The organism is Selenomonas sp. FOBRC9 (assembly GCF_000287655.1).
GTDB classification, from domain to species: Bacteria; Bacillota; Negativicutes; order Selenomonadales; family Selenomonadaceae; genus Centipeda; species Centipeda artemidis.
In genome coordinates, this window is the sequence record NZ_ALJR01000033.1 from 23,447 (window position 1) to 50,092 (window position 26,646).

27 protein-coding genes are annotated in these 26,646 nt (G+C 57.3%); 6 read left to right on the plus strand and 21 right to left on the minus strand.

What is annotated here, in order from left to right; translation table 11 throughout:
* Positions 1 to 5: 5 nt before the first annotated feature.
* The 14 genes from HMPREF1147_RS08505 to mnmA form a co-directional block, all read right to left on the minus strand.
* Positions 6 to 683, minus strand: a complete 678-nt coding sequence (locus HMPREF1147_RS08505) for an HAD family hydrolase (protein ID WP_009658520.1) — start codon at positions 681 to 683, stop codon at positions 6 to 8.
* Between the two features lie 97 nt (positions 684 to 780).
* Entirely contained in the window at positions 781 to 2,223 is a 1,443-nt protein-coding gene (gene gatB, locus HMPREF1147_RS08510) for an Asp-tRNA(Asn)/Glu-tRNA(Gln) amidotransferase subunit GatB (protein WP_009658527.1), read from the minus strand.
* A complete protein-coding gene (gatA, locus tag HMPREF1147_RS08515) occupies positions 2,220 to 3,686 on the minus strand; it encodes an Asp-tRNA(Asn)/Glu-tRNA(Gln) amidotransferase subunit GatA (RefSeq protein WP_009658505.1) in 1,467 nt (488 codons plus the stop codon). Before gatA ends, gatB begins: the two co-directional genes overlap by 4 nt.
* Before the next feature lie 11 nt (positions 3,687 to 3,697).
* On the minus strand, positions 3,698 to 3,988 hold the full coding sequence (gatC, locus tag HMPREF1147_RS08520) for an Asp-tRNA(Asn)/Glu-tRNA(Gln) amidotransferase subunit GatC (protein WP_026762170.1): 291 nt from the start codon (positions 3,986 to 3,988) through the stop codon (positions 3,698 to 3,700).
* 99 nt (positions 3,989 to 4,087) lie between these two features.
* Entirely contained in the window at positions 4,088 to 5,635 is a 1,548-nt protein-coding gene (locus HMPREF1147_RS08525) for a glycine betaine ABC transporter substrate-binding protein (protein WP_009658511.1), read from the minus strand.
* A 120-nt stretch (positions 5,636 to 5,755) separates the two neighbouring features.
* Positions 5,756 to 6,709 (minus strand): zinc-binding dehydrogenase, encoded by a 954-nt coding sequence (locus HMPREF1147_RS08530; RefSeq protein ID WP_009658521.1) that lies wholly within the window; start codon positions 6,707 to 6,709, stop codon positions 5,756 to 5,758.
* A 38-nt stretch (positions 6,710 to 6,747) separates the two neighbouring features.
* Complete coding sequence (gene speB, locus HMPREF1147_RS08535; protein WP_009658528.1) at positions 6,748 to 7,629, minus strand: agmatinase; 882 nt, start codon at positions 7,627 to 7,629, stop codon at positions 6,748 to 6,750.
* The gene (gene speE, locus HMPREF1147_RS08540; RefSeq protein ID WP_009658517.1) at positions 7,616 to 8,470 is read right to left on the minus strand and encodes a polyamine aminopropyltransferase; all 855 of its coding nucleotides are present in this window, start codon (positions 8,468 to 8,470) and stop codon (positions 7,616 to 7,618) included. The genes speB and speE overlap by 14 nt, the downstream gene beginning before the upstream one ends.
* Positions 8,471 to 8,473: 3 nt before the next feature.
* A complete protein-coding gene (locus tag HMPREF1147_RS08545; RefSeq protein WP_009658529.1) occupies positions 8,474 to 9,928 on the minus strand; it encodes an aminotransferase class I/II-fold pyridoxal phosphate-dependent enzyme in 1,455 nt (484 codons plus the stop codon).
* Positions 9,928 to 10,869 (minus strand): ABC transporter substrate-binding protein, encoded by a 942-nt coding sequence (locus tag HMPREF1147_RS08550; protein WP_009658512.1) that lies wholly within the window; start codon positions 10,867 to 10,869, stop codon positions 9,928 to 9,930. Before HMPREF1147_RS08550 ends, HMPREF1147_RS08545 begins: the two co-directional genes overlap by 1 nt.
* A gap of 19 nt (positions 10,870 to 10,888) precedes the next feature.
* Entirely contained in the window at positions 10,889 to 11,287 is a 399-nt protein-coding gene (locus HMPREF1147_RS08555; RefSeq protein ID WP_009658507.1) for a DUF3783 domain-containing protein, read from the minus strand.
* 12 nt (positions 11,288 to 11,299) lie between these two features.
* The gene (locus tag HMPREF1147_RS08560; RefSeq protein WP_009658526.1) at positions 11,300 to 12,217 is read right to left on the minus strand and encodes an NYN domain-containing protein; all 918 of its coding nucleotides are present in this window, start codon (positions 12,215 to 12,217) and stop codon (positions 11,300 to 11,302) included.
* A 9-nt stretch (positions 12,218 to 12,226) separates the two neighbouring features.
* Positions 12,227 to 13,276: a hypothetical protein gene (locus HMPREF1147_RS08565; protein ID WP_009658514.1), complete on the minus strand. Its 1,050-nt coding sequence runs from the start codon at positions 13,274 to 13,276 to the stop codon at positions 12,227 to 12,229.
* A 32-nt stretch (positions 13,277 to 13,308) separates the two neighbouring features.
* Positions 13,309 to 14,394, minus strand: a complete 1,086-nt coding sequence (gene mnmA / locus HMPREF1147_RS08570; RefSeq protein ID WP_175282269.1) for a tRNA 2-thiouridine(34) synthase MnmA — start codon at positions 14,392 to 14,394, stop codon at positions 13,309 to 13,311.
* A gap of 218 nt (positions 14,395 to 14,612) precedes the next feature.
* Here mnmA and speD point away from each other — a divergent pair, with 218 nt between their 5' ends.
* A complete protein-coding gene (gene speD / locus HMPREF1147_RS08575) occupies positions 14,613 to 15,071 on the plus strand; it encodes an S-adenosylmethionine decarboxylase (protein ID WP_009658518.1) in 459 nt (152 codons plus the stop codon).
* 104 nt (positions 15,072 to 15,175) lie between these two features.
* Here speD and HMPREF1147_RS08580 read toward each other — a convergent pair whose 3' ends face one another.
* The gene (locus tag HMPREF1147_RS08580) at positions 15,176 to 15,628 is read right to left on the minus strand and encodes a Fur family transcriptional regulator (protein WP_009348866.1); all 453 of its coding nucleotides are present in this window, start codon (positions 15,626 to 15,628) and stop codon (positions 15,176 to 15,178) included.
* Positions 15,629 to 15,816: 188 nt separating this feature from the next.
* Here HMPREF1147_RS08580 and HMPREF1147_RS08585 point away from each other — a divergent pair, with 188 nt between their 5' ends.
* Entirely contained in the window at positions 15,817 to 18,018 is a 2,202-nt protein-coding gene (locus tag HMPREF1147_RS08585) for a Tex family protein (protein ID WP_009658533.1), read from the plus strand.
* Positions 18,015 to 19,802, plus strand: coding sequence for a nicotinate-nucleotide--dimethylbenzimidazole phosphoribosyltransferase (locus tag HMPREF1147_RS08590; RefSeq protein ID WP_009658501.1), 1,788 nt, complete (start codon positions 18,015 to 18,017; stop codon positions 19,800 to 19,802). The genes HMPREF1147_RS08585 and HMPREF1147_RS08590 overlap by 4 nt, the downstream gene beginning before the upstream one ends.
* A gap of 73 nt (positions 19,803 to 19,875) precedes the next feature.
* Here HMPREF1147_RS08590 and HMPREF1147_RS08595 read toward each other — a convergent pair whose 3' ends face one another.
* Genes HMPREF1147_RS08595 through HMPREF1147_RS08615 form a run of 5 tightly spaced genes read right to left on the minus strand, consistent with a single transcriptional unit; the run spans position 19,876 to position 24,190 of the window.
* On the minus strand, positions 19,876 to 20,784 hold the full coding sequence (locus HMPREF1147_RS08595) for a hypothetical protein (protein WP_009658509.1): 909 nt from the start codon (positions 20,782 to 20,784) through the stop codon (positions 19,876 to 19,878).
* Positions 20,785 to 20,803: 19 nt separating this feature from the next.
* On the minus strand, positions 20,804 to 21,748 hold the full coding sequence (locus HMPREF1147_RS08600) for a nitronate monooxygenase (RefSeq protein ID WP_009658504.1): 945 nt from the start codon (positions 21,746 to 21,748) through the stop codon (positions 20,804 to 20,806).
* 20 nt (positions 21,749 to 21,768) lie between these two features.
* Positions 21,769 to 22,245, minus strand: coding sequence for a 2-C-methyl-D-erythritol 2,4-cyclodiphosphate synthase (ispF, locus tag HMPREF1147_RS08605; RefSeq protein WP_009658503.1), 477 nt, complete (start codon positions 22,243 to 22,245; stop codon positions 21,769 to 21,771).
* Positions 22,242 to 23,012, minus strand: a complete 771-nt coding sequence (gene ispD / locus HMPREF1147_RS08610; protein ID WP_009658530.1) for a 2-C-methyl-D-erythritol 4-phosphate cytidylyltransferase — start codon at positions 23,010 to 23,012, stop codon at positions 22,242 to 22,244. Before ispD ends, ispF begins: the two co-directional genes overlap by 4 nt.
* Positions 23,013 to 23,035: 23 nt before the next feature.
* Positions 23,036 to 24,190 (minus strand): PIN/TRAM domain-containing protein, encoded by a 1,155-nt coding sequence (locus tag HMPREF1147_RS08615; RefSeq protein WP_009348874.1) that lies wholly within the window; start codon positions 24,188 to 24,190, stop codon positions 23,036 to 23,038.
* Between the two features lie 255 nt (positions 24,191 to 24,445).
* Here HMPREF1147_RS08615 and HMPREF1147_RS08620 point away from each other — a divergent pair, with 255 nt between their 5' ends.
* From HMPREF1147_RS08620 to HMPREF1147_RS11695, 3 genes are read left to right on the plus strand one after another with little or no spacing between them, the layout of a single operon-like run.
* Positions 24,446 to 25,066: a MotA/TolQ/ExbB proton channel family protein gene (locus HMPREF1147_RS08620; RefSeq protein ID WP_009658506.1), complete on the plus strand. Its 621-nt coding sequence runs from the start codon at positions 24,446 to 24,448 to the stop codon at positions 25,064 to 25,066.
* Positions 25,066 to 25,476, plus strand: a complete 411-nt coding sequence (locus HMPREF1147_RS08625; RefSeq protein WP_009658532.1) for a biopolymer transporter ExbD — start codon at positions 25,066 to 25,068, stop codon at positions 25,474 to 25,476. The genes HMPREF1147_RS08620 and HMPREF1147_RS08625 overlap by 1 nt, the downstream gene beginning before the upstream one ends.
* 4 nt (positions 25,477 to 25,480) lie before the next feature.
* Positions 25,481 to 26,308 (plus strand): energy transducer TonB, encoded by an 828-nt coding sequence (locus tag HMPREF1147_RS11695; RefSeq protein ID WP_009658519.1) that lies wholly within the window; start codon positions 25,481 to 25,483, stop codon positions 26,306 to 26,308.
* Positions 26,309 to 26,381: 73 nt separating this feature from the next.
* Here the strand turns inward: HMPREF1147_RS11695 and HMPREF1147_RS11950 are convergent.
* A partial coding sequence (locus HMPREF1147_RS11950; RefSeq protein ID WP_156791313.1) for an IS30 family transposase occupies positions 26,382 to 26,646 on the minus strand: 265 nt, incomplete at its 5' end.

Consider the following 26,646-nt stretch of genomic DNA (forward strand, 5'->3'; position numbering starts at 1 on the left):
CTGTATCATACTATATCCTGCGCACAAAACGTCAGTTTTTGAAAGAGTTCGTGCGGATGCGATAAAAGAATCTGCGCGCCGTGCGCCGTGAGTTCCTGCTGCGGGCGAAAGCCCCATAGAACGCCGACCGCGAGCGCCCCCGCGTTGTGCGCGGTATCCATGTCGACGGCAGTGTCGCCAAAATACGCTGTGGATGCAGGCGATACGCCCATTCGACGGGCGATGTGCAAGACCTTCTGCGGATCGGGCTTGCGCGGCAGACCGCGCCTGTCGCCGATGACTTCTTGGAACATATTTTTAGGAAATAGGGCTTCTACGATGGCATCCGCCGCGCTCTGATGCTTATTCGTGCAGATTGCCATGGGGATATTCCTGCGCCGCAGTTCCTCCAGCATCTCCGGGATGCCGTCATAGGGCTTCGTCCGGTGCAGTAGACGCTCCGCGTAGCGGTCTTTGTAGCGCGCCATGGCTTCATCCACGAATGCCGCATCCCGGCTCCGCTCCTCCGGCAATATGCGCTCGATCAGTTTGCAAGAGCCGTTGCCGACGAAATAGCGATATGCGTCTATGTCATGCGTTCGAAATCCATAGGATGCGAGCATGGCGTTCGCGGCGTCCGCGAGATCCACCAGCGAATCGACCAGTGTTCCATCCAAATCAAATACGGCGGATTGACAGTGCATGACCGCGCCCCTCCTTCCGCAAGTGCAATCAGCCCTTTCCATACGGGAAGGGCTGATTTTTATGTCCGCTCACAACGAGATATTTGTTTTCGAAAAATCAGGCGTCCAGTTTTTTGGCGAGCAGTTCGTTCACCATCTGCGGGTTTGCCTTGCCCTTGGACTGTTTCATGACCTGCCCGACCAGCGCGCCGATGGCCTTCTTGTTGCCGCCCTTGTAGTCCTCGACCGCCTTTGTATTCGCGGCGATGACGTTCTCGACGATCTCCTCGATCTCCTTGGTATCGGTGATCTGGACGAGCCCCTTATCCTTGACGATTTTCTCCGGTGCGTCGGGCGATGTCCACATCTCCTTGAACACGGTTTTGCCGATCTTCGAGGAAATCGTTCCCTTCGAGATGAGCAATATCATCTCGCCAAGGCGTTTGGCATCGACGGGAGACTGCTCGATCGTCAGTCCCTCGGCGTTGAGGTTTTTCGACAGATCGCCCATCAGCCAGTTCGCCGCGAGCTTTGCATCCGCTCCCGTTGCGGTAATGGCATCGTAATACTCCGCCATGGCGCGCGAACTCGTGATGATGCCCGCGTCGTAGGCGGAAAGCCCCGCCTCGTCCATCAGACGCGCACGGCGAGCATCGGGCAGCTCCGGCAGCGCAGCGCGAATCGCCTCGATCTCTGCGGCGCTCGTGACGATCGGCGGCAGATCGGGTTCCGGCATATAGCGGTAGTCGTGCGCCTCTTCCTTACTGCGCATGGAGAGCGTGATGCCGCGCTCGGGATCCCATGTGCGCGTCTCCTGAACGATGTGTCCGCCGTCCTCAAGCACCTCGGTCTGCCGTTCCACTTCGTAGTTGATGGCGTCTTCGAGCGCCTTAAAGGAGTTGATGTTCTTCATCTCCGTGCGCGTGCCGAGCACATCGGAGCCGACCGGACACAGCGACACGTTGATGTCCGCGCGGAGATTGCCCTCCTCCATGCGGCAGTTGGAGACGTCGATGTACTCCATGATCGCCTTGATCTTCTCCATGTAGGCGCGCGCTTCCTCCGCCGAGGACATATCCGGCTCCGAGACGATCTCAAGCAGCGGCACGCCCGTGCGGTTGTAGTCCACGTTCGACGTTGCGGAGTCCTTGATCGTCGTTCCGGAGTGCACGAGTTTCCCCGCGTCCTCCTCCATGTGGATGCGCGTCAGGCGAATCCGTTTCTTCCCCGCCGCCGTATCGATGTCCACCCAGCCGTGCTCGGCGATGGGCAGATCGTATTGGGACGTCTGAAAATTCTTCGGCAAATCCGGATAGTAATAATTCTTGCGGTCAAATTTGCTGTATTCGTTGATTGTGCAGTTCGTCGCAAGCCCAGCCTTGATCGCGAACTCTACGACGCGGCGGTTGACGACCGGCAGAACGCCCGGCAGACCGAGACAGACGGGACAGACATGCGTATTCTGCGCGGCGCCGAAGGTTGTGGCGCAGCCGCAGAAAATCTTTGTGTTGGTCTTTAGCTCGCAGTGAATCTCAAGACCGATGACAGTTTCGAATTTCATGCGTTCCCTCCAATCGGCGCCAATTTCGTATGGTAGTCGTGCGCCTGTTCATAGGCAAATGCCGCACGCAGAATCGTCTCTTCCGCAAGCGGCTTCCCTATGATTTGCAGTCCGATCGGAAGTCCCGCCGCACTGCATCCGCACGGCACGGAAATGCCCGGTAGTCCCGCAAGGTTGACCGGTACGGTAGAGATGTCCTGCAAATACATTTGCAGCGGGTTTTCCATCTCTCCGATGCGATACGCGGTCGTCGGCGCCGTCGGCGTCATAATCACGTCGACAGTCTCAAAGGCACGCGTAAAGTCCTCGCGAATCAGTGTCCGTACCTTGAGTGCCTTCAGATAATAGGCGTCGTAGTAGCCTGCCGAGAGCGCATAGTTGCCGATGAGGATGCGGCGGCGCACCTCCGCGCCGAATTTCTCCGTGCGCGTGCGCGTCATCATATCGACGAGGTCTTCCCCGTCAACGCGCGCGCCGTAGCTCACGCCGTCATAGCGTTCGAGATTGGTCGCCGCCTCCGCGGGCGCGATGAGATAGTAGGTCGACACCGCATAGTCCGTATGCGGCAGGGAGATTTCCCGCACCTCGGCGCCCATGGATGTAAAATCGTGAATCGCCTTGCGGACGGCAGTCTCAACCTCCGCGTCCATGCCTGGGATGAAGTATTCCTTCGGCAGTCCGATCTTCAGCCCCTTGACATCCTGCGTCAATGCTTTCGTATAGTCGGGCACGGGGCTTTTGCTTGCCGTCGAATCCATCACGTCGTGTCCCGCGATGACGTTCAGCAGATGTGCGGCATCCGTGACGTCGCGCGTCACAGGACCGATCTGATCGAGCGAAGAGGCGTATGCGATGAGTCCGTAGCGGGAGACGCGCCCGTAGGTCGGTTTGAGTCCGACGATGCCGCAGAACGATGCGGGCTGACGGATGGAGCCGCCCGTATCGGAGCCGAGCGCCCAGATTGCCGTCCCTGCCGCGACTGCCGCCGCGCTGCCGCCGGACGAGCCGCCGGGCACGCGCGCCGTATCCCACGGATTGTGCGTCGGCCGGTACGCGGAGTTCTCCGTCGAGCCGCCCATCGCAAACTCGTCCATATTTGTCTTGCCGAGAACGACCGCCGCAGCATCGTGCAGCTTTGTCACAACCGTCGCGTCGTAGGGCGGAACAAAGTTTTCGAGAATCTTTGAAGCGGCGGTCGTCCGCACGCCCTTCGTGCAGATGTTATCCTTCACCGCGCCGGGAATCCCCGCGAGGAACGGAATCTCTTCCTTCGCCGCAATTTTCGCATCAACGGCGTCCGCCTGCATGCGCGCCGCTTCGCGTGTCTCGAGGAGATACGCGCCCACCTGCGGCTCTGCGGCATCCATCCGTGCAAAGGCATCCTCCGTGAGTTCGCGCGCGCTGATCTCGCGGCGCGAGAGCATATCGTGCAGGACATGCGCCGGTTTTTCATAGAGATGCAAAAGAGTCCCTCCTATCCTTCCAGTACCTTCGGCACTTTGAAGTACCCGTCCTCCCGGAGCGGCGCATTGGAGAGCGCGGCTTCGTTCGGGAGAGACGGACGCACCTCGTCGGCACGAAACACATTCTCGATCGGCAGCGCGTACGTCGTCGGCCGGACGCCCTCCGTATCGACACCGGAAAGATTATCCACATAGGTCAGGAAGTCCCCGAGACGCGCGAGCGCATCCGCTCTTTCGTCCGCAGGAATGGCGAGACGCGAGAGACGCGCGGTCGTCTCCAGATCCTTTTCCGTCACATTCATAGCTTCACCGTCTTTCATTGCAATATCCTAGACATTATAACAAATTGGCGCACGCCTATCAAATCGAAATCCGCGCCGGTCTGATATTCCCGCAGAAAATTACCGCAGGAGTCCCTTGCTGCGGAGATGCTCTTCCGCCACGGCGCGAGGTTCGCGCCCCGCGCTCTCAACGGCATAATTCATCCGCGCCATTTCGGCATCCGTGATCGTATCCGTCAGTTTTTCAAGCGTATCCGCAAGCTCCGGATGTGTGGTCAAAACTTCCTCGCGAACCACATTCCCGCAGCGGTAGGAGGGAAAAAATCCGCGGTCGTCTTGAAGAACGACGGCATCCGATGCGGCGAGCTGCCCGTCCGTCGTGAAAATCGTCATGACGTCGATTTGTCCGCTTTCGAGCGCCTTATATTTAAGCCCGATATCGAGATCCATCGTCCGCGCAAAACTCAGCCCATAGGCGCGGCAAAGCGCCGCATATCCGTCCTCGCGTTCGAAGAAATCATACTCCGCCCCAAAGGTCAGTGCCGGCGCAGCATTTACTAAGTCGGAATACGTTCGCAGTCCATATTGCTTCGCGATGTCCCGCCGCACCACAATGCCAAACGTATCGTTGAATCCGTACATGCCGATCCACCGCATATGATACCGCTCGTGATACGCCGCCGTGAGTAACGGAAATAAATGCTCGTCATACGTCCGTTTTTCCTTCAGCACCATGTTCCACCCCGTGCCCGTATACTCCGGATAGAGGTCAAAATCACCGCTTTCCATAGCGGGCTGAATATTCGACGTTCCGCCGCCGACGCCCGGCGTCAGACGAACCGAAAGATTCGTGTCCTGCTCGATGAGGAGCTTCAGCATCTCTCCCATGACGAGCTGCTCCGTCATGGGTTTTGTCGCGATGCGGATAACATCTTTTGTTCCAAACATCCCGTAGAGCACCCCGCCGGCAAGACCGATGAACACAAGAAGTCCGGCGGCGATACCGAGAGATTTACCCGACCTGCGCCGATGCAGATCTTTTTTCGCGCCCTGCTCCAATGCGCCGAGGATGGCGTCGAGCACCAGCGCAAGCGCGGCGATAAGGAGACTGCCCGCGATCGTCAGCGCCGGGTTGTTCGTCGTAATGCCGCGATAGATCGCAACGCCGAGCCCGCCCGCACCGATGAACGAGGCGATTCCCGCAAGCGCAACGGTCATCGTCACCATATTGCGAATGCCCGACATGATAATCGGCAGTGCAAGCGGCAGTTCGACGTGCACGAGCACATAGATCGGCGTCCCGCCCATGCCGATCGCCGCTTCGATGAGCGAGCGGTCGACCTGCGCGAGCCCCGTATGTGTCGCGCGCACCATCGGCAGGAGCGCATAAACGGTCAGCGCGATGATCGCCGCCGTATTGCCCACGCCGAAAAACGGGATCAAAAAGCCCAGCATCGAAATGGACGGCACCGTATAGAGGAAATTCACCACGCCGAGCGTCGGCTGTACCGCCCGTTCGTAGCGGCTGATCAAAATCCCCGCCGCGCCGCCGACAACAAGCGCAATCCCAATCGCGGACGCAGAAATCCAAAGATGTTCCAGTGTCAGCTGCAAAAAAAATTGACCGCGCTCCGCAAATATCGAAACGACCGCCTGTAACAAGTCCATCGTTCACCTCTTTTCAAATTGTAATAAAACAAATTCTATAAGACTATATCATCACTCCCGTGTTTTTTCAACAGTAAATGCCCTTGCGCATAGTTCAAAACATACGCAAGGGCAGAACATTCAAATGACGATGACAACCTTTCCGAATCCAGTTCTGCTTTCCAAATAACGATGTGCATCAATGATTTCCGAAAGTGAAAATATTTTTTCGGGGCGAATACGGACGCGATACCGGTCGATATAATCAATCAGATCATTGAGGCGTCCCTCACGCACATTGCCCGAATAGAACGAGGTTAGATAGCTGTCCTCTGCCAAATCGATAATGGGGTCGAACTGTTCCAAGTACCATTTCCCGCCGAGCTGACCCGTACTGCATAGAATGCCGAATCGGCAGAGGTGTTTCATGCTGTCCTTTATCACTGCGGGATCGATGAGTTCCAAAATCCGGTCATAGGATCGCTCCGTCTCAAGGCGTCCGTCCCGATCTATCACAATATCGGTATAGCCCTCGGCAAGAAATGATGACCGCATATCCGCACGCCGCGTTATCCCGTCGATACGCATATCCGGATATTTCCCTCGCAAAAGGCGCAGCGCCGCCACACCAACGCCGCTTGCACCGCCATGAACGAGGACGCTGTGCTCCGCCGAAATGCGAAGGTTCTCCAGTGAACAAAATGCCGTATAGTACGTCTCCTGAATCGCCGCCAGTTCTGCCCACGGAAGGTCAGTGTCCACCGGATAAATCTGTGCATTCGGAATCAGGACGTACTCCGCATAACTTCCGTCAAATGCCCGCCCCATCTCTCCCATGATGGAAACGACGCGCCGCCCGACGGGAAGTCGCTCCGGCTCCGTCGTCTCCTCGACCGTGCCGACGCACTCGATACCAAGGATGCGCGGGATTTTTACCGAAGGAGACAGTCCCTGCCGTGTGAATATTTCCGAATGATTGATGCCGAATCCGCGCACCTTGACGAGAGATCGTCCCTCTTTGATTGTGGGACGTGGAACATCCGTATAAACGAGCTGCTGCGCCCCGCCCGCCTCATAAACGACAACCGCCTTCATAGCGAATGTACCTCTCTTTTCACCGGTACTTAAATATATCATACGATCTGCGGGCGAATAAAATCCTCCTCGAACGCGAGCAGCATCTCACGCAGGAGCTTCAGCGCCGTCGCCGTAGATGCGCCGCTCGCATCGAGAGGCGGGGACAGCTCCACCATATCGCAGGCGACAATCCTGCACCCGTGAATGACGGAGAGCGCCGCCTTCATCAGCTCAATGAAGTTCACGCCGCCCGCCTCGGGCGTTCCCGTCCAGGGGAACACCGACGGGTCGAGCACGTCGAGGTCGATCGTGAGGTACACGGGACGCCCCTTCACCGCAGCGACGGCATCGGAAAGCCCCGCAAAGGTAAAGGGACGCAGGTTCGTGTGTCCCGCGCGCGCCCACTCCCATTCGGCGCGCTCACCGCTGCGAATGCCGAACTGATGGATGCGCCCGTCCCCCAAAATATCCCAGACGCGCCGGATAACAGTCGCATGTGACAGACGGTTGCCGAGATATTCGTCGCGCAGATCCGTATGCGCATCAAAATGAATCACGGCGAGGTCGGAATATTTTTCGGCAGCCGCCTCGATCGCAGGCAGGCTCACGAGATGTTCCCCACCGATGAGAAACGGGAGCTTCCCGTCCGTCAGGACTTCCGTGGTAAAATCTCGAATCATACCGAGCGCACGCGCCGTATCCCCGAAGGGCAGCTCCAAATCGCCGCCGTCGAACACGCGCGCATCCTCAAGGTCAAGATCCTGATACGGACTGTACGTCTCCAGTCCATAGGATTCAGCGCGCATTGTCCGCGATGCAAAGCGCGTGCCGGGACGGTACGAGGTCGTCGAATCAAACGGCGCACCAAAGAGGACAATGTGCCCCTCCTCATACGCAGCGTCACATCCTAGGAACGTCTCTATATTACGATTCCACATCTTCGAGCATCTCCTCCACATAGTTGGGCAGCGCAAAGGAAGCCGCGTGCAGCTGCGTGTTATAATAGCGCGTCTTGATGCCGAGGGCTTTCCAGCGTGCAAAATCCGCATCCTCAACGGGATGATATTTCTTTGACGCAAAGCCGAAGAGCCAATGCCCCGACGGGTAGGTCGGTATATGTGCCTGGTATACGCGGCTGATCGAAAACGACGTTACAATGCGCCGGTGCATACGCTGCATGGCATAGGCATCCTGCTCGTAAAAAGGGCTTTCATGCTGATTGACCATGATGCCGTCGTCTTTCAGCGCCTTGAAGCAGTTGCCGTAAAATTCCTTTGTAAAAAGCCCTTCTCCGGGGCCGAAGGGATCCGTCGAGTCCACAATGATGAGATCGTAGGCGCTCACGGGCTTGCGTACAAATCGAAGACCGTCCTCATAGTGGAGGCTGACGCGCGGATCGTCAAGCCCCGCCGCGGTAAACGGCAAATATTTTTTGCAGATATCCACAACCTGCTCGTCGATCTCCACGAGATCGATATGACGGACAGAGGGATAGCGGAGCAGCTCGCGCACCGTCCCGCCGTCGCCGCCCCCGATGACGAGGATATTTTCCGCATCGGGACGCACGCACATAGGCACATGCGCAATCATCTCATGGTAGATAAACTCGTCCTTTTCGGTCAGCATCATATAGCCGTCGAGCGTCAAAAAACGCCCGAACTCGGGCGATTCAAACACGTCGATGCGCTGGAACTCGCTCTGCCCGCTGTAGAGCTGACGATCCACGCGAATCGAGAACCGCACGTCCGGCGTATGCTGTTCCGTATACCAAAATTCCATCGTTCACCTCTCCGTCATGACGTTGAGACGCCGTATGCTCATATCCTCGGGGCCTGTAATCTGACAGCCCTTTTTCTTTGCGTAGCGGATATAGGTCAGGATCTCCTCCGTGATCTGCTCCCCCGGCGCGAGGATCGGGATGCCCGGCGGATAGCACATGACGAACTCCGTACAGATGCGTCCTGCCGTCTCCTCGATGGGCAGGGATTCTTTCTCCGCGTAGAATGCGTCCTGCGGTCCGCATACGACAACGGGATCCATGTACTCCATGCGCAGCGTCTTTGCAGGATCTTTGCGGTAGTTGCGCCGAATCTCGGCCAGCGCCGCGACAAGCCGCTCAATATCCTTCGGTCGGTCGCCGACGGACACATAGGCGAGCAGATTTGCAATATCGCCGAACTCCGTTTGAATATCGTAGTCGTCACGCAGTATATCATAGACCTCAATGCCCGCAAGTCCTGTCGGGCGTGTGAAGATCGAGAGCTTCGTCGTGTCGAAATCAAATACCGCGCCGCCGTCCACGAGTTCTCGCCCATAGGCGTAGTAATCGCCAATGGCGTTGATTTCATCACGCGCATAGGCAACGAGGTCGATGATCTTATCGATCACCTCACGCCCGCGCAGCGCAAGGTTTCTGCGGCTGATGTCGAGACTCGAGAGCAATAAGTAGGAAGCACTCGTCGTCTGTGTGATATTGATGATCTGATGCACATAGCCGAGCGGCATCCGATCGGAGCAGAGCAGGATCGAGCTTTGTGTCAGCGAGCCGCCCGATTTATGCATACTGATTGCCGCCATATCCGCGCCCGCATCCATCGCCGCCACGGGCAGGCGATCGCTGAAATAGAGATGTGTGCCGTGCGCCTCATCCGCAAGCACCTTCATCCCATGCGCGTGCGCCAGCTCCGTAATCGCGCGCAGATCGGAGCAGATACCGTAGTAGGTCGGATTGTTGACAAAGACCGCCTTCGCGTCGGGATGACACGCAATCGCCGCCGCAACATCCTCTAGGCGCATCCCGAGCGCAATGCCGAGCGTATCGTCAATGCCCGGGTTGACATAGATGGGGATCGCGCCGCACAGAATAAGCGCATTGATCGCGCTGCGATGGACGTTGCGCGGCATGATAATCTTATCCCCGCGCCCGACCGCAGACAGCACCATCGCCTGAACGGAGCCTGTTGTGCCGCTGACCATAAAAAATGCGTGCGCAGCACGAAACGCCTCTGCCGCAAGGGTCTCCGCATCCTTGATCACCGAGACGGGATGACAGAGGTTGTCCAACATCTTCATGGAGTTCACATCGACATCCAGACAGGCTGCGCCGAGGAATGCCGAGAGCTCCGGATTCCCCCTGCCGCGCTTATGCCCCGGCACGTCAAACGGAACCAAGCGCGCGCGCTTCATACGCTCAAGAGCCTCTTGGATGGGCGCATTTTCCTGTGAGAGATACGGCATTATTTCCCCTCCGAAAGGAGATCGACGACGAGGTCGTTATAGCTATAGTCTCCGGCGAGGTCTTTCCCCTTCACCCAGCCGACCGCCTCTTCGACGTCTTTTTCCGTCGGAAGCCCTGCCGAGCGATAGGGATTGAGCTTTAACGCATCGCGCGCGGGGGCGGGAAAGCCGCTCTTTTCCATCACGAGGTCGATATACTCTTCGCGCGGCGTGTTGTTCAGATACTCCACCGCTTTATCATAAGCGCGGTACATCGCCCGGATGGAGGATTTTTTTCCCTGAATTGATTGATCTGTAAAGACCATAACGCCCGGATTGATGCCGAGATCGCCCGATCCCGTAATATAACGTCCGCCCGACGCCACGGCAACGCTCGCCATCGGTTCCGGCAACAGCGCCGCGTCGAGATTGCCGCTTTGCAGCATCTCCAAACGCACGGGAATCTGCGGGATCACGACCTTTGAGACATCTTGTTCACTCATCTTATGCGACGCAAGAATTTCATCCGTCACATACTCAATGATGGTATTGCGCGAGATTGCAATCTCCTTGCCGCGCATACCGTCAACTGATGAAATATCCGTATGACCACCCGCGATCAGGTTGTAGCTGCCGTCTGTGTAGGACGTCGCGTGTACGGCAAAGCCGCCGGAACGCGCAAAGATGACGGCGAGCAGATCGGAGACCGCACCGTCGAGATTGCCGCTCTGGAGCGCCGCATCACGCTCCATCGCACTCTTAAAGGGCATGAGTTCAACCTCAATGCCCTCTTCCTTGAAGTATCCTTGCTGTTCCGCAATAATGAACGGGATTGAATCCGTATCCGGCATGAGTCCAACGGTGAGCTTTGGCAGCGTCTCTGTCTTTTGCTCCTGTTCCAATCCGCAGCCGAATGTCAAAAACAGCCCCAAAGCGGCGATCACCGCAAGAATCTTCTTCATTTCATCCCGTCCTTTACCACTAGTCCCGCGATTCATCCTTCAGCGCTGCGCCGTGTTCGTGCGACATATGCTCGCACAAATAGCGCAGCGTCCACAGCGTATTGTACGGCGTAATCGAGGATTTATAGGAAATGCGCGGCACCCCCGCCTCCGCAAGTGCGGTGAGTACCTTTGTCAATCGCTTTCCACGGATATGCTCAAGCAGCATCACCTCATGGGGGAAATCAAAATGCGCCTCGTCCGCCGGTAGTGCCGGACGATAGCCCTTGAGCCCCAGCAGATAGCCGACCTTCTCGCGCCACGCATCGGGAGGAAGAATCTGTACGCGAATCCCGAGCGCCCGCAGCGCCGTCTGTGCCGCAGGCAAATGCTCCGGCGGGAATTGATACAGGAGGACACGCTCCTCTTTCTTCGCCATCTCAATGCTCCGTTATTTTACAGAAAGACCGCGCATCAGGAGGTATGTGACGAGCTCGTCAAGAGAAACCTCCTCCTCGATCATTTTCTGTTCGAGCGAGGTGCGCAGCGTCTTCGGCAACCGAACTGTAAGGAATCCGTTTACCGCGGACGCCTGTGCCGCCGGTTCGGGCGCCGTACTCACAAGCATTGCCGGAGACTGCATAGAGGGGTGAGCCGCGGCTTTCTTCTTCGTTTTGGCTGCCGATTTTTGTATCTCTTTTGCGGCTTCTTTCACAGGTTTTACTTCCACCGCAGGCAACTCCGGCTTCTTCTTTCCGGTATTCGCAGGAGCCGGCTGTTTCTTTGTTTCCTGCTTTACAGCGGCTTTATCCACAGCGGGCTTCTGCCCGGTCTTGCTCCCCTTTTCATCCGATTTCTTCTTTGCCATTGTATCCGCCTCCGTCGCTTTTTCTTCTGTATTCTTCTTCGCCGTGCGCCCCTTGGTCTTTCGTTCCGGCGGATAGACGAAGAACTCATTATACGCATTTCGCAGGTCTTCGCTCGCCTGCTTCGTCCCGACACCGATGATGTAGGATGGATCCTGCGCATTCAGCGACTCCGCAATCCGCACGAAGTCCGAATCCGTTGTGATGATAAAGTATTTTCGCACACCCTCTTGATAGAGAATCTGCGCAGAATCATAGAGCGCGGAATCCAGCGAATTTTTACCGAAAAATGTCCGGCTGATCTGCCGAAAGGTGAAATCCGGATACTGCATGAGGCGATCCCATCGCTTTTGCTCCGGATGCGCCTCCCAATCGGAGACGACGATCATGCGACAGGGCTGATAACGCTGCGCTTTGTCTATCGTATATTGAAGCATTTCGATGGGTGCATTCTCTATATCGTAAAGGATCGCAACTGTATCGTTACTCGAATCAAGCGTCATAGATCTCCCTCACTCCATTTTGTCTCCGGACGATCGCTTCGCACGCTGCACGAGGAAGGACTCCTCGACCTCCAGCACCTCCGCCTGACGCAGGCTGCTCTCTGCGCTGCGGATCGTCGCCGCATTCTTATCCGTCATCCATGCCGCATAGCCCTCCGCATATGCGATGTGCAGATCGCATATCTTCAGACGGAGCTGCTGGAGACTCTGCATACTGCGGGGTACGGACACCGCAGAAAGCTCTTCCTTCCGCTGCTTCCAGTCGACGAGAATATCCTGCTCCATGATCCTGCGTGCCATATCCCGTGTCGCTTGATTGCCGAGCGTTCCAACGGCAAGCGAACTGTAAAGTCGGAGCTGCGCCAAGCGTACACTCTGATCATGTCGAGCAATGATCGCTCCGGTTGCAGTAAGATAGTCCTCCACGTGCGCGCGACGTGCCTTCCCTAAGAACACCGCGTATTCATACAGATTCGTAATACCCGTTACCTGCCAGTCGCCCTCGTCCGAGGGGGCAAGCGCGACTTGAAAGGTGAAATCTGCATCCGCCTCGCCCTGATGGGCAAGGATCTCCGCGACAGCCGTCCTATTTTCCTCATTGACGTTCAGCACAGTAATCTCACGGAAACTCAGATCGCGCAGCCCGATACGCGATAGTATATTCTCAGACTCCGCACCGTCGGCAGTCTGATCTACCGCAGGAAACTCCCCAGTCGTCAGTCGCGCCTCTATGGCATCATACAACATCTTGGTAAAGGCCGGTTTGAGCATTTTAGTGAAATCATCCAGTCCCGCAGGCGTTTCTTGCCCCTGTCCGAAATCCACCGCAATCGTACCTGCCATGAAATCATCATAGCCCCGGTCAAGAACCTCATCCAAACGCACATAGCGCAGGAAGCGATTTTCATCATGCCGGTCAAGCGCCTGCACGATTGCTCCCATGGCATATTCCGGCGTCTTGGTATGAATGCGAAAATACCAAAAGAGCCCCGCAAATAATACCGCAACACCAAGCAGTACGAAGCAGGAAATCTTGATCTTTACACTGCGGCTCATCATTTGAATCCCCTCTCTCCCCATGGATGAATGTATCACGCAAGCACAGCATCAATGACGCCGCCCCCCAGCACAACGTCTCCCTCGTAGAACACAATGGACTGCCCCGGCGTCACCGCACGCTGCGGTTCTGTAAAGCGAACTCGTAGTCTGTTCCCGTCAAGAGGCATTATCCGTGCCTCTGCCTCACGCTTCCCGTATCGAATCTTCGCGTGTGCCATACACACCTCGTCAAGCGACTCCCACATCGTCCAACTCAGATCCGATGCCGTAAGTTCCCGCGCAAAAACCTCCTCCGCCGTCCCCACGACAACATGATTGTGCACGGCATCAAGCGCCGTCACATAGAGCGGCTGAGGAGCCGCGATGCCTAAGCCCCGTCGTTGACCGATCGTATAAAATGAAATCCCGTCGTGATGCCCCAGCACATTCCCCGCACGGTCGACAATATCCCCGGGCACGGATCGCCCCGGGCGCTTTTCCTTCATATAGGACTTATAATCGTCACGCGGAACAAAGCAGATTTCTTGACTCTCCGGCTTATGCGCAACGGGCAGACGGTATTCCTCCGCCATGCGGCGCGTCGTCCCCTTGTCAAAGTCGCCAAGCGGCAGAAGCACATGCGCTAACGTCTCCTGATTGAGATGATAGAGCACATAGGACTGATCCTTATCTACATCTTTCCCCTTGCGCAGACGATACATCCCTCCGTCAAAATCAATACGTGCATAATGTCCCGTCGCAACATGGGACGCGCCCAGCTCCGCCGACTTATGCAGCAGCCCTTCAAATTTAATATACCGATTGCACGCAATACACGGATTTGGCGTGCGTCCGAGCAGATACTCATCCAAAAAATAGTCGATCACCGACGTTTGGAACGGCATCGTAAAGTCCATCACATAATGCCGAATCCCCAGAACATCCGCCACGCGTCGCGCATCATCCACACTGCTGAGCGAACAGCAGCTGCGGTCGTTTTCCGGATCCACATCGCGGTTCTCATTGGAAAGACGCATCGTAACCCCGACGACATCATAGCCCTGTGCAAGGAGCAGCGCCGCCGCAAGAGAACTATCCACACCGCCGCTCATCGCGACGACAACACGCTCTTTCCCCATTATCCGCTCCACTGATATGATATCCTCCTAATTTTTCGTTTAGTATATCATTCGCCATGGGAAAATACAAGATATGGTATTTGTTTCGAAAGGATCTACGAAGATGTCGCTTCATAGATACGACGACATTAGGACAATTCAGCTAGATTCCTTGACGGACATGTCACTTTCATCTATAATGAGAACAGATGATGTGCTGGGCAAGGAGACTGAGGCGAATGACCATTCAATCAAGATTATTGACGGTAGACTTTTATAATTGTAAAGGAGACAAATGCGGCAATGAGGCATTACTCCGCGAAAAAGTCTCGGAAGCACTCGCACAGATGAATCTCGTCCCACTCCAAATGATCAGCGATGTGCAGATGGGCGGACATATATCGCTCATGGCACTCCTGCCGGACGGTCACATCGCGCTCCATGTGCACCCGGATCTGCGCCATGTCTCTCTCGACATCTACCTTTGTGCGGAGAACGCTGCACTCGAGCCAATTGCAAACAGTATGCGCCGGGCGTTCCAGCCCGACAAAACAAAGAGCACTCATCTGCGTCGCGGGGACTTCCGCGCGCCTTCAGAAATCCGTCCCAAAACCACGACGCGCGTCGCCCCATTTCGCAGGATTAAGAGTACTGGCGCTAAGGTCATCCGCATCCTCGCGCGGCGTACGCGCAGATAAGTAAGATACGAACAAAGCACTCGCAGTCGGGTGCTTTTCTTTTGGTGTTTTCTACCCGCAAAAGAAAACCTGCCGAACACGGCAGGCATCATGCAGATATATATTCAGTTCTGATTGATTTTTTTCTTCTGGCACTCGGGACAATACCCAAAGAAATACATCTGCTGCGCGACGACGCGATAACCCGTCACTGACGCAACGTTCTTGTCGAGTGCAGGCAACGATGTGATGGGCACGTCCGCGACCTTGTCGCAGGCAATGCAGCGCACATGTGGATGTGGTGAGATGTCTGCATCGTAACGGAATGCCTCCTCACCTACGTTCAGCTCACGTACAATGCCGATCTCGCAGAACGCATCGAGCGACTTATAGACCGTTGCAAGACTCATTGTCGGGTAATTCGGGCGCAGCTCCTTGTAGAGCGTCTCCGCGGTTGGATGCTCTTTGGTCGCTGCGAGCGCCGCATAGACGGCGAGGCGCTGCGGTGTCACTTTCTTTTTATTTTGACGGAGAATGTCCGTGACTTCACTCATGGTCAGCATCGAATCTGCATGCATAATCGTTCCTACTTTTCAATCATACCAAAACTAAAATCATTATTACTTATGTATTATAATACTCTATCCTAAAATTCCTGTCAATAGTCCTATGTCATATTCGTCCTATAAAATGCATGTTCCTTTTGTTTGCCGCAAAAATCATGCTATAATGTAGGACATTGACGAATGAAGAAAGGTTTGATTTCATGCGTATTTCCGATATTCCTGCCGTCATCGCAAAAGAGCTTTCCGTCCGTCCGCAGCAAATCGATGCGGTCATCACGCTCCTAGACGACGGGAACACGATCCCCTTCATTGCCCGCTACCGCAAGGAAGCAACAGGATCACTCGATGATGAAACGCTGCGCAGTGTCGAGACACGGCTGAGCTATCTGCGCGGTCTCGTCAAACGACAGGAGGAAGTCCTCGCGCGCATCGAGGAGCAGGGCAAACTCACGGACGAGCTGCGCGCCGCCGTTGAAGCGGCGGAAAAACTGCAAACGCTGGAGGATCTCTATCGCCCCTACAAGCAAAAGAAGCGTACGCGGGCGTCGGTCGCACGGGCGCGCGGACTGGAACCGCTCGCAGACGCCATGCTCCTGCAGAAGGAAACAACCGGGACGCCCGAGGAGTACGCCGCCGCCTTCGTAAATCCCGCGCAGGAGGTACGGGCGCCGGCAGACGCACTCGCGGGTGCGCGCGATATTCTCGCCGAGACCATCATGGACGACGCATCGCTGCGCTCGCAGATGCGTGAATATTTTTGGAAAAATGCCGTCCTTGAGACGGCGCTGGACGCGGCGTCGGAAGACGCGCAGACATTCCAAATGTACGATAAGTACAGCGAACCCGTGCGCACGCTGCCGTCGCACCGCATCCTCGCCATCAACCGCGGTGAGAAGAAAAGCTGTCTCACCGTACGCGTCAATATCGAACACGAGAAAAATATCGAAACGATTGCTCGCCGTATCCTCCGGCAGCCTTCTATCTTTACCGCGGAGCTGCGCGCCGCCGTCGAGGACGGGTATAAACGCCTGCTCCTCCCCGCGCTGGAGCGTGAGCTGCGCGCGCGTCTCACCGAAGAGGCGGAGGAAAAGGCAATCAAAATCTTTGGTCAAAACCTGAAACAATTGCTCCTCCAACCGCCGCTCGCAGGACATGTCGTCATGGGGCTCGATCCCGGCTACCGCACGGGCTGCAAGGTCGCCGTCGTCGACGCGACAGGGCATGTCCGCGCAAGCGGCGTCGTGCAGGTCACGCAGAGCGATGCCGCCCGCCGCGCCGCCGCACAGCAGCTTCTCAGTCTCATCAAGGAGCACGGCGTCACGCTCATCTCCATCGGCAACGGCACGGCTTCCTATGAGACGGAGCAGTTCACCGCAGCCCTCATCCGCGACAACAACCTCGCGAACGTCCACTACCTCATCACGAACGAAGCGGGCGCATCCGTCTACTCCGCATCGGCGCTCGCAAAAGAGGAGCTGCCGGACTACGACGTGACGATTCGCGGCGCCGTCTCCATCGCGCGCCGCGTGCAGGATCCCTTGGCGGAGCTGGTCAAAATCGATCCGCAGGCGATCGGCGTCGGTCAGTATCAGCACGACGTCAGTCAAAAGGAACTCAAAGAGACGCTCGACGCCACCGTCGAGGATGCCGTCAACCACGTCGGCGTCGATCTCAACACGGCGTCCCCCGCCCTGCTCGGGCGCATCGCGGGCATCAATGCCGCCATCGCAAAGAACATCGTCGCCTACCGCAACGAGCACGGCAAATTCACGAACCGCAGCACCCTGCACAAGGTCTCTCGTCTCGGCGACGCGGCGTTTACCCAGTGTGCAGGCTTTCTGCGCATCCGCGCGGGCGAAACGCCGCTCGACGATACGTCCGTACACCCCGAGTCCTATAACCTCGCGCGCGCCCTGCTCAGGGAGCTGTGCGCCGCGGAAGGCGATCTCACCGACCGTGCCGCACTCCCTGCCCTCGCGCTCAAAATTGCGCAAACGGACGCCGCCGCCCTTGCAAAGAAGCTCGGCGCAGGCGTTCCGACGGTCACGGACATCCTCAAGGCACTCACCCGTCCGGGACGCGACCCGCGCGAAGATCTGCCCGCACCGCTCACACGGCAAAACATCGTGAAGCTCTCCGACCTCGCCGTCGGCACCGTCCTGCGCGGAACCGTACGCAACATCACGGACTTCGGCGCATTCATCGACATCGGACTGAAACAGGCGGGACTGCTCCACATCTCCGAAATGAGCCGCCGCCGCGTGCGGCATCCGCTTGACGTCCTTTCGGTCGGCGACGTGCTCGACGTCATGATCATCAGCATTGACGAAACGCGCGGACGCATCGGACTTTCGCTCAAACAACTGCAAATGCAACGTGAAAAGGAAAAGAAACGCGCATGACACTCTTAGAACGTACCGTTCGGGACATCAAGGTTCCCGATCCGACGATTTCCGAGGGGATCAAAGAATCCCTCCTCACCCATCACGGCATCGATTTTGGACGTCTCACGGACGCCCTCGTCCGCTATATCCGCATCACGGGCGAGCGGCATCCCGCACCGCCGCAGACGAGTGTCGTCATCTCCTGCGCCGATCACGGCGTTGCCGCGGAGAGCGTCAGCGCCTATCCGCCCGAGACGACGCTCAACATGATGTGCAACTACCTCGTCGCACACGGCGGCGCTGCGAACGCGGTGGCGAATTATGCAAATGCAAATCTCATCGTCGCCGATCTGGGCGTCAATGCCGATACCGCACACATCCCCGGGCTACTGCACCGCAGCATCGCGCGCGGCACGCAGAACATGACACAGGGCGCAGCAATGACGCGTGCGCAGGCAATCAAAGCCGTCGAGGCGGGCATAGAGCTTGCGGGCATCTGCGCCGACCGCGGCGATCGCTGCATCCTCCCGGGCGAAATGGGCATCTCCAACACAACGTCGAGCGCCGCTATCGTCGCCGCGATTCTAGGGCTCTCTCCCGAGGAGGTCACGGGACGCGGCGCGAACATCTCGGACGCGCGTCTTGCGCATAAGATCGAGATCGTCCGTCGTGCGCTCGCGGTCAATACGCCCGATCCTGCGGACGGGCTCGACGTCCTCAGGAAAGTCGGCGGATTTGAACTCGGATGCATTGCGGGCATCATCCTCGGCGCCGCCGCCCGCCGTATGCTCGTCATCCTTGACGGTGCAAACACGACCTCCGCCGCACTCGTCGCCCACGTACTTTGCCCCGACTGCGCATATTACCTGCTCGCCTCGCACGGCTCGCTGACCGAGCTGTCTCAGCCGCACGCGCTGCGCCGGCTCGGACTCACGCCCATGCTGCGGCTCGACATCCGCCTGAGCGAGGCGGCGGGATCGTCCATCGCACTTGACCATCTCCGACAAATGCTGTGCGTGTGGGATGCGCTCGACGGCAAAACCGCAGGTGTGGACGGCATTCACCCCGCCGTGCTCGAATCGGACGCGAACGCCGACGAGAGCGACAATATACGGCTCAAAATTCTCTCGCCGGACGGGGCGGCAATAGACGCCTGTCAATATCGTTTGGACAACCTCGCAAAGCCCATTCACAGCCTCGGCTATCTCGAACGGATCGCTGTCGTTCTCGCAGGTGCAATGGGAACCCCGCAGCCACCCGTCGATACAAAGGCTGTGCTCATCCTCGCCGTCCGCGACACCGCGCTGCCTGCGCCGCAGAGTACCGCGCTTGCGGCGATGTGCTCATATGCCGGCATCCCCATATATGTCCTGCCGCTCCCGGATGAAATAACGGAGAGCGCACTCATCCGTCTGCATCGGAGCATCGAGCGCATTGCCAAAGATGCCCCCATCCTCTTGATCGGCATGGAAGAGGACGGTTCCCCCGACCTGCGCATCGCATCGACGATCATGACAGCCGCCGCCAACGCGCGCAGTCTCATCATCCCCGCCGACGAGCCGACCGAAGACCGCGCCTGCCGGGTCTGCGAACTGTATCGCACCGTCGCCCCCTATATCCTCCATATCTTTTCCGATATGATCAAACTTGATGCCAATCCTCCCATCGGCACCGCGGGATCGCTCGCGTTCGGCATCATACGCGCCGCCCTGCACATACTGAATGATATGAAAACCTTCACCGAAGCGAATGTCGCCGTCGCCATCGACGGCGCGGGCGCGGGCAGACAGGTACGTGATTAATAAAATAGAAAAGGCTATTGTATAAACACATGATTTTGCATCTGTACAATAGCCTTTTTGAATGGTGAAATTGTTATACTTCCACTTCAAGCTGTCCGCGGCGAAAGACTTTGCCGATGGTGCCGAATTGGAAGGTGGCGGTTTCTTTGACGGTGAATCTGCCGTAGACGGTGCCGGGGCGGTAGTTGGAGTTGAACGCTTCGCGCATTCCGCCCGCGATGTGCATCTCCTCGCCGTAGACGAGGAAGGGATTCGGCACGACGGCGAACAGATTGTTGCCGAGCGGCATTCCCCAGTAGTCGGCGTCGCGCGGCGGCGTGACCGCGACGAAGCGCGGTTCGAGCTCGGGACGGCTGAGGCGGAGCTGCATGTTCGTGCACTTCATTCCCTGCACTTCATATTGTTTGATGAAGTCGTCCTGCGCTTTTTTCTTTTGGAACATAGTTCCCTGCACGTCGTAGAGTGCGTTGTAGCCGGCGATGTAGTCCGCCGTGCGCTCTGCGGGTGTTTTTTCACGCAGTTCGCGCGGCGGTGTCTGCGGGAGCGCGGCGGCATCAGCGGTCTTTTTCCGTACAGCTTCATTCTGCTTTGCGCGGTCGCTCTGCACGGGTTCTTTCCCGCCCGTGGCGCGGGCATAGCTGCCGGCGGCGCGCGCCATGGCGTTCGTGAGGCTGTCCTGCACGCTCTCCGCAGTCTTTTCGGACGGTGGTTCCGCGCCGTAGGCACGGGCAAGGTCGCGTTTTAGCTCCTCATCGAGGAGGTCGCTGACGGAGGACGGGACGCCCGTGTCGGCATCTTCGGAGACAGGGGGCGCGAACGCCGGTTTTTGCGCGGTATATTTAGCGCAGACTTCTCCGCTCTCGAGCGATTCGATCCGCTGAAAGAGCTCGTCCATGCGGCTCTGCTGACGCAGTACCAGTTTTTCGAGCAGGATCACACGCCGCGCGAGTTCCTGCATCGGTGTGAGTTCGTCCGTTCCCATGCTCCGCCCCTATGTGCCGTTAGAGTTCGATCTTCTGCGCGTTTGCGAGGGTTGCCTTTGCCTCGCGGACGATGCGTTCGATAATGGTCTGCACCGGTTCGATCTCGCGCAGGAGAGTAAGCGTCTCGCCCGCCTGTACCATGCCGTTGACGACGTCGCCGTCGACGGCGGCGAGTTTATTCGTGCCGGTGGCGCGGTCGAGCAGTTCCTGTTTCGTCGCTTTGCCGGAGAATTCGAGCGCGACGAAGTCCTCGGAGAATTTATTCTTCACGCCGCGCACAGAGCCGCCGATGGTGCTCCCGGTGACGATGGTGTCGGTGTCGACGGATGCGATCAGTTTTTCCTTGACGTTCGGATGCACGACGCACTCCTCGGCGATGAGGAAGCGCGTGCCCATCTGCACACCCGCGGCGCCCATGAGGAGGGCTGCCGCGAGTCCGCGTCCGTCGCCGAAGCCGCCCGCCATGACGACGGGGAGCGAAACCTCGGGGATGACCTGCTCCATGAGCGGCATGGTCGAGAGGACGCCGATGTGTCCGCCCGCCTCCATGCCCTCGACGACGATGGCGTCGGCGCCCTTCTCCTCGACACGCTTTGCGAGCTTGACGCTCGGGACGACGGGGATGACCTTCACGCCCGCGGCGTGGAATTTTTCAAAATACGGGACGGGATTGCCCGCGCCGAGGGTGACGAATGCGGGTTTTTCCTCGCAGATGACGTCGACGATCTCGTCCTTGTTCGGCGCCATGAGCATGACGTTGACGCCGAACGGGCGATCCGTGAGACTGCGGCAGCGGCGAATCTCATCGCGCGTGTACTCGGTGGTACGTCCGCCCGTCGAGATGATGCCTGCGCCGCCCGCGTTCGAGACGGCGGAGGCGAGATTTGCCTCCGAGATCCATGCCATGCCGCCCTGCAAAATGGGAACCTCGATGCCGAGCAGTTCCTTTAACCGATTTGCCATATGTATACCTCCATATTTCCTTATACACGCTCAACGCCTGCGATGGCGTAAGCGGACATCCCTTCTCCTGCGCCCGTAAAGCCGAGCCGTTCCTCCGTGGTCGCCTTGACGTTGACGTCCTCGACAGCGATGCCGAGACGCTGCGCGATATTGCCGCGCATCTCGTCGATGTACGGGCGCAGCTTCGGCGCCTGTGCGACGACGGTGGAGTCGACGTTGCCGATGGCAAAGCCCGCGCCGCGCACGATCCGCGCGACCTCTGCGAGCAATACGCCGCTGTCGGCACCCGCATAGCGCGCGTCCGTGTCGGGGAAATGCAGCCCGATGTCGCCGAGCGCCGCTGCGCCGAGGAGTGCGTCGGAGACGGCGTGCAGCAGCACGTCGGCATCCGAATGACCGAGCAGTCCCTTATTGTGCGGGATGTCTACCCCGCCGATGATGAGACGCCGCCCCTCGACGAGTTGATGTACATCGTAGCCGATGCCGAACCGTGTCATTCTTCCTCCCCTTTCCGACGGCGGACGACACCGCCGAGCAGCCGTTTTGCCTCGTGGACTGCCGTTTTCATCAGCTCGCCCGCGCCCATATCGTTACGCAGGATCGCCTCGGCGACCACCATGTCCTCGGGCGTTGTGACCTTGATGTTGCTGTACTCCCCTCTGACGATGCGCACGGGAACGCCGAGACGCTCGACGAGGCTCGCGTCGTCCGTGCCGAGGAAGCCGTCCTCGTCCGCCTTGCGGTTCGCCTCCATCAGGATGTCCTTGCGAAATCCCTGCGGAGTTTGCACCTGCCAAAGGGAGCTGCGCGGCGGGGTCGCGGCGACAGTGCCGTCCTCGGCGGCGATCTTGATCGTGTTCTTCTCGGGGACGGCGATGATCGCCGCGCCCTTGGCGCGCACGATACGGATCAGCTCTTCGATGGTATCGCGGCGGATGAGCGGGCGCGCGGCGTCGTGCACGAGCACGATGTCCGCCTCCTCTGAGACGAGCGCGAGCCCGTTGCGGATGGAGTACTGCCGCTCCGTGCCGCCCTCGACGACGCGCCACGGGGCGAGCCCCTTGACACATCCGAGAAGGCTTGTCACCGGCTCGACCTCATCCGCGCCGACGGCAATGATGAGCTCGCCGACGTCCGGCACTTTGGAAAACGTGAGCAGCGTGCGCAGCAGCATCGGCTTGCCGGCGAGCGTCAAAAACACTTTGTTCAGCCCCACCTGCATCCGATGCGCCTGCCCTGCCGCAGGAAAAACCACACTAACCATGTCTCTTCCTTCCCGCGCTAGAGTCAGCGCGTCACCTTGGCGAAGATCATGCGTCCCGCCGCCGTCTGGAGCGCGGATGTGACCTCGACCGAGACGATTTCGTTCATGCAGCGGAATCCGCCGTCCACAACGATCATCGTGCCGTCGTCGAGATACGCGAGCCCCTGCCCGTGCTCTTTGCCCGGGCGTACAATCTGAACGGTCATCACATCCCCCGGTATGGCGACCGGCTTTACGGCGTTGGACAGCGCGTTGATGTTGAGCACGGGGACGCCGCGGAGCTGTGCGACCTTGTTGAGGTTAAAGTCGTTCGTGATGATCTTGCCGCCGACTTCCTGCGCGAGCTGGAGGAGTTTTGAATCCACCTCGGCGATGTCCTCAAAGTCGACCTCGGTGATCTCCACCTTCATACGAGATTCCTTACGAATTTTTTGCAGGATGTCGAGCCCGCGGCGTCCGCGGACGCGTTTCAGCGAGTCCGCCGAGTCCGCAATGTGCTGGAGCTCTTCGAGAACAAAGACGGGGATGAGGAGCGTGCCCTCAAGAAAGCCCGTCTCGCAGATGTCCGCGATGCGTCCGTCGATGATGACGCTCGTATCGAGCACCTTGTACCCGCGCTCCGTGCCGCCCTCCCGCTGCGGCATCTGTGCGGGCGCGGGCGTGCGTGCCTCGCGGCTGCGCGCCATCTCGCGCAGAAACCGTGGGAAGAAATCAAAAACCTCCGCGATCTCCGGACGTTTTTTCACCATGATGTGAACGCCGAGATAGCCGAGCACGATGCTGAACACGATGGGGATGTAATCGCCGACGATAGGGATCGTAGAAAACGAGTCGCCCAAAAGACGGGCAATGATGAGTCCGATGATCAGCCCTATCGCCCCGGCAATCACGTCGCGGATCGGCATCTTGCCAAGCTGCCCCTCGACCCAGACGGAAAACCGCCGGAGACGGGTCGTGAAGAACGGGGCGAGCGGATAGCCGACGATGCCGCCGAGCACGGTGCCGACGAGGATGCAGACGAGCCCCGCGAGCGAGAGCCCGAACACCCCGAGCTCCGTCCGCCACAGCGGCGCCGACAGGTAGTCATTTGCCGTCGGAACAAGCAGCTCAAAGAGTGTCCCGCCGATGATTGCCGTGATGAGAACGATGAAAAACCGCAATACGCGTTCGAGTAACAAAAATTCACCTCCTTTCCTCCAATAGAAATGAACAATTGACGTTCTCAGTATAATAAAAAAGTTGCATGTTGTCAAAAGACACATTTACAACAAAAAAGGAAAATTGTATCAAGTTATTCATTTTCTATTGACATCTCTGTCTTAGTCTCTATAATGATAATCGTATTCATGATACTATTGAGGTAGTATCTATCAATATGGGGTGAATCCGACCCAAGTATGGACGATCTATGTTATATGGAGGAGTAAAATCATATGGAAGGTTTTTCTAGTGCAATGCATCTCTTTAAGAGCGGCGGTCTCGTTATGTATCCGCTGCTCCTGCTCTCCCTGATCACTTTTGCAATTGCGGTGGAGCGTTTTTACTACTACCGCATCAACCGCAAGGGATCGCGCGTATTTTTTCATGGTGTCTATCATGCTGCCGTGCAAAAGGACTTTGATACCATAGAGAAACTCTGTAAGGAGTTCCCATCCGCCATCAGCCGCGTCATTGAGAGCGGCCTCATGAACGCAGGGACAGAGACGGCAATGAAGGGCGCGTTCTCCGATCGCATGTCGATGGAGGCGATCAATTTTCGCCGCTATCTCGACTACCTGAGTGCAATTGTAACCATTGCCCCGCTGCTCGGGCTACTCGGTACAGTTACGGGTATGATCCAGACGTTCAGCGTGCTTGATGAGGGCGGCGGCGCAGGCGCGATTACAGGCGGCGTCGGTGAGGCACTTGTTGCAACGGCATCCGGTCTTTGTGTTGCTATTATTGCATTCTGTGTCTATACCTATTTTAGCCATCAACTCGACACCATTGTCACGGATACGGAGCGCCTTTGCTCTACAGTCGTTACTGCGAAGAAAGAAAGCTGGGAGGCATAATGAATTTTGGCAATCATCGGCTGAAAAAGAAGCCGGAATTTATGATCATTCCGATGATCGATATTATCTTCTTCCTGCTTGTCTTCTTCATGATGAACAGCTTGCAGACGGTCGCGCAGAAAGCGCTTGCCGTACAGCTTCCTCAAGCGCAGTCTGCATCTGCGCCCGCACAGCTCCCAATCATCATGACACTCGACGAAGAAGGTCATATCACTATTGACAACAACCCCGTGAGCATCACGGAATCAGCGGCAATCATGAAGAGCCGTATGCAGGCAAATCCGGATGCTGCAGTTGTTTTGCAGGCGGACAAACGTACGGCACACGGGCAGGTCGTCACTGTCATGGATATGCTTAAAGGAGCGGGGGTAAAGCGGCTCTCGATTGCCGCAGAACAAAAGAAGGGATAGATATATGGATCGAAATCTCTCATGGAGAAAGGCCTATATCGTCTCCGTTCTGCTGCACCTCGTGCTGTTTGCGCTCCTGGCAATCGGACTAACGGTTGTTGTTAAACAACAGGAACAGCAGGTTTACGTCGTCGACCTTGCAGCATCTGATTTTAGCCAAGGAGGCGGCGGCAGTGCGGGCGGAGGCGGTGAAAGCGGTGGTGGAAACGAGTCGCTGTTCCCCGAGCCACTAAAGGCTGAAGAGGTTGCCAAACGTGTTGAAGCGGTGCAGCAGACTGTTCCCGCGCCAGTCACAACAACCGATACGCCCCAAACGACACCGACACCGGACGCAGTCACACTGCCTACGCAGGGATCGTCATCAACTACATCCGAATCGTCTGAAACCGGCTCCAATACCGGTAGTAATACCACCGGCGGCAGTAATAATGGCGGCAGCAACGGTGGCGGCGGCGGTGGAAGTAACGGCGGCGGTGGTGGCGGCGGCAGCAACGGTGGTGGTGGAGGCGGAAATGATGGCGGCGGTGGCGGCGGCAGCAACGGCGGCGGTGTCCAAAAGGCGCCCTTCGATTATGAGGGGTTCCGCCGCGCAGTCGATGCAAATAAGCAATATCCCTATATGGCAATTAAACGTCGTTTGGAAGGTCGCCCCATTGTCACAGTGACAGTGTCTGCTTCCGGATCGATTGCGGGAGTCTCATTATCGAGTCCGTCCGGTCATAGTATTCTGGATGAAGCTGCTGTAAATGCAGTTTATGCCGTTGGATCCTATCCAAATCCCACGAATGACACAGTTACTTTTAATGTTCCCGTATCTTTCACGTTGAACTAACAGTCACTATGACATATCTTTATACAAAAAGGTCACAGAATAGACTTCTGTGACCTTTTTGTATGGCGAATTGTCAAATCAAGTGCAACGACCTCTTATAGAAAACTTCATAGGGAGTCTGAAAGCCAAGGCATTTACGTGGACGCATGTTTAATTCGTCAAAGATCTCTTGGACGTGCTCTTGCGAAACGTCGGTAAGATCCTGCCCCTTGGGAAAATATTCCCGCAGCAGACCGTTAGTGTTCTCATTTGTGCCCCTCTGCCAAGGTTGATGTGGCTCCGGGAAATAGAATGGCACATGCAGTGCTGACGTAACTTCATCATGTCGGGCAAATTCT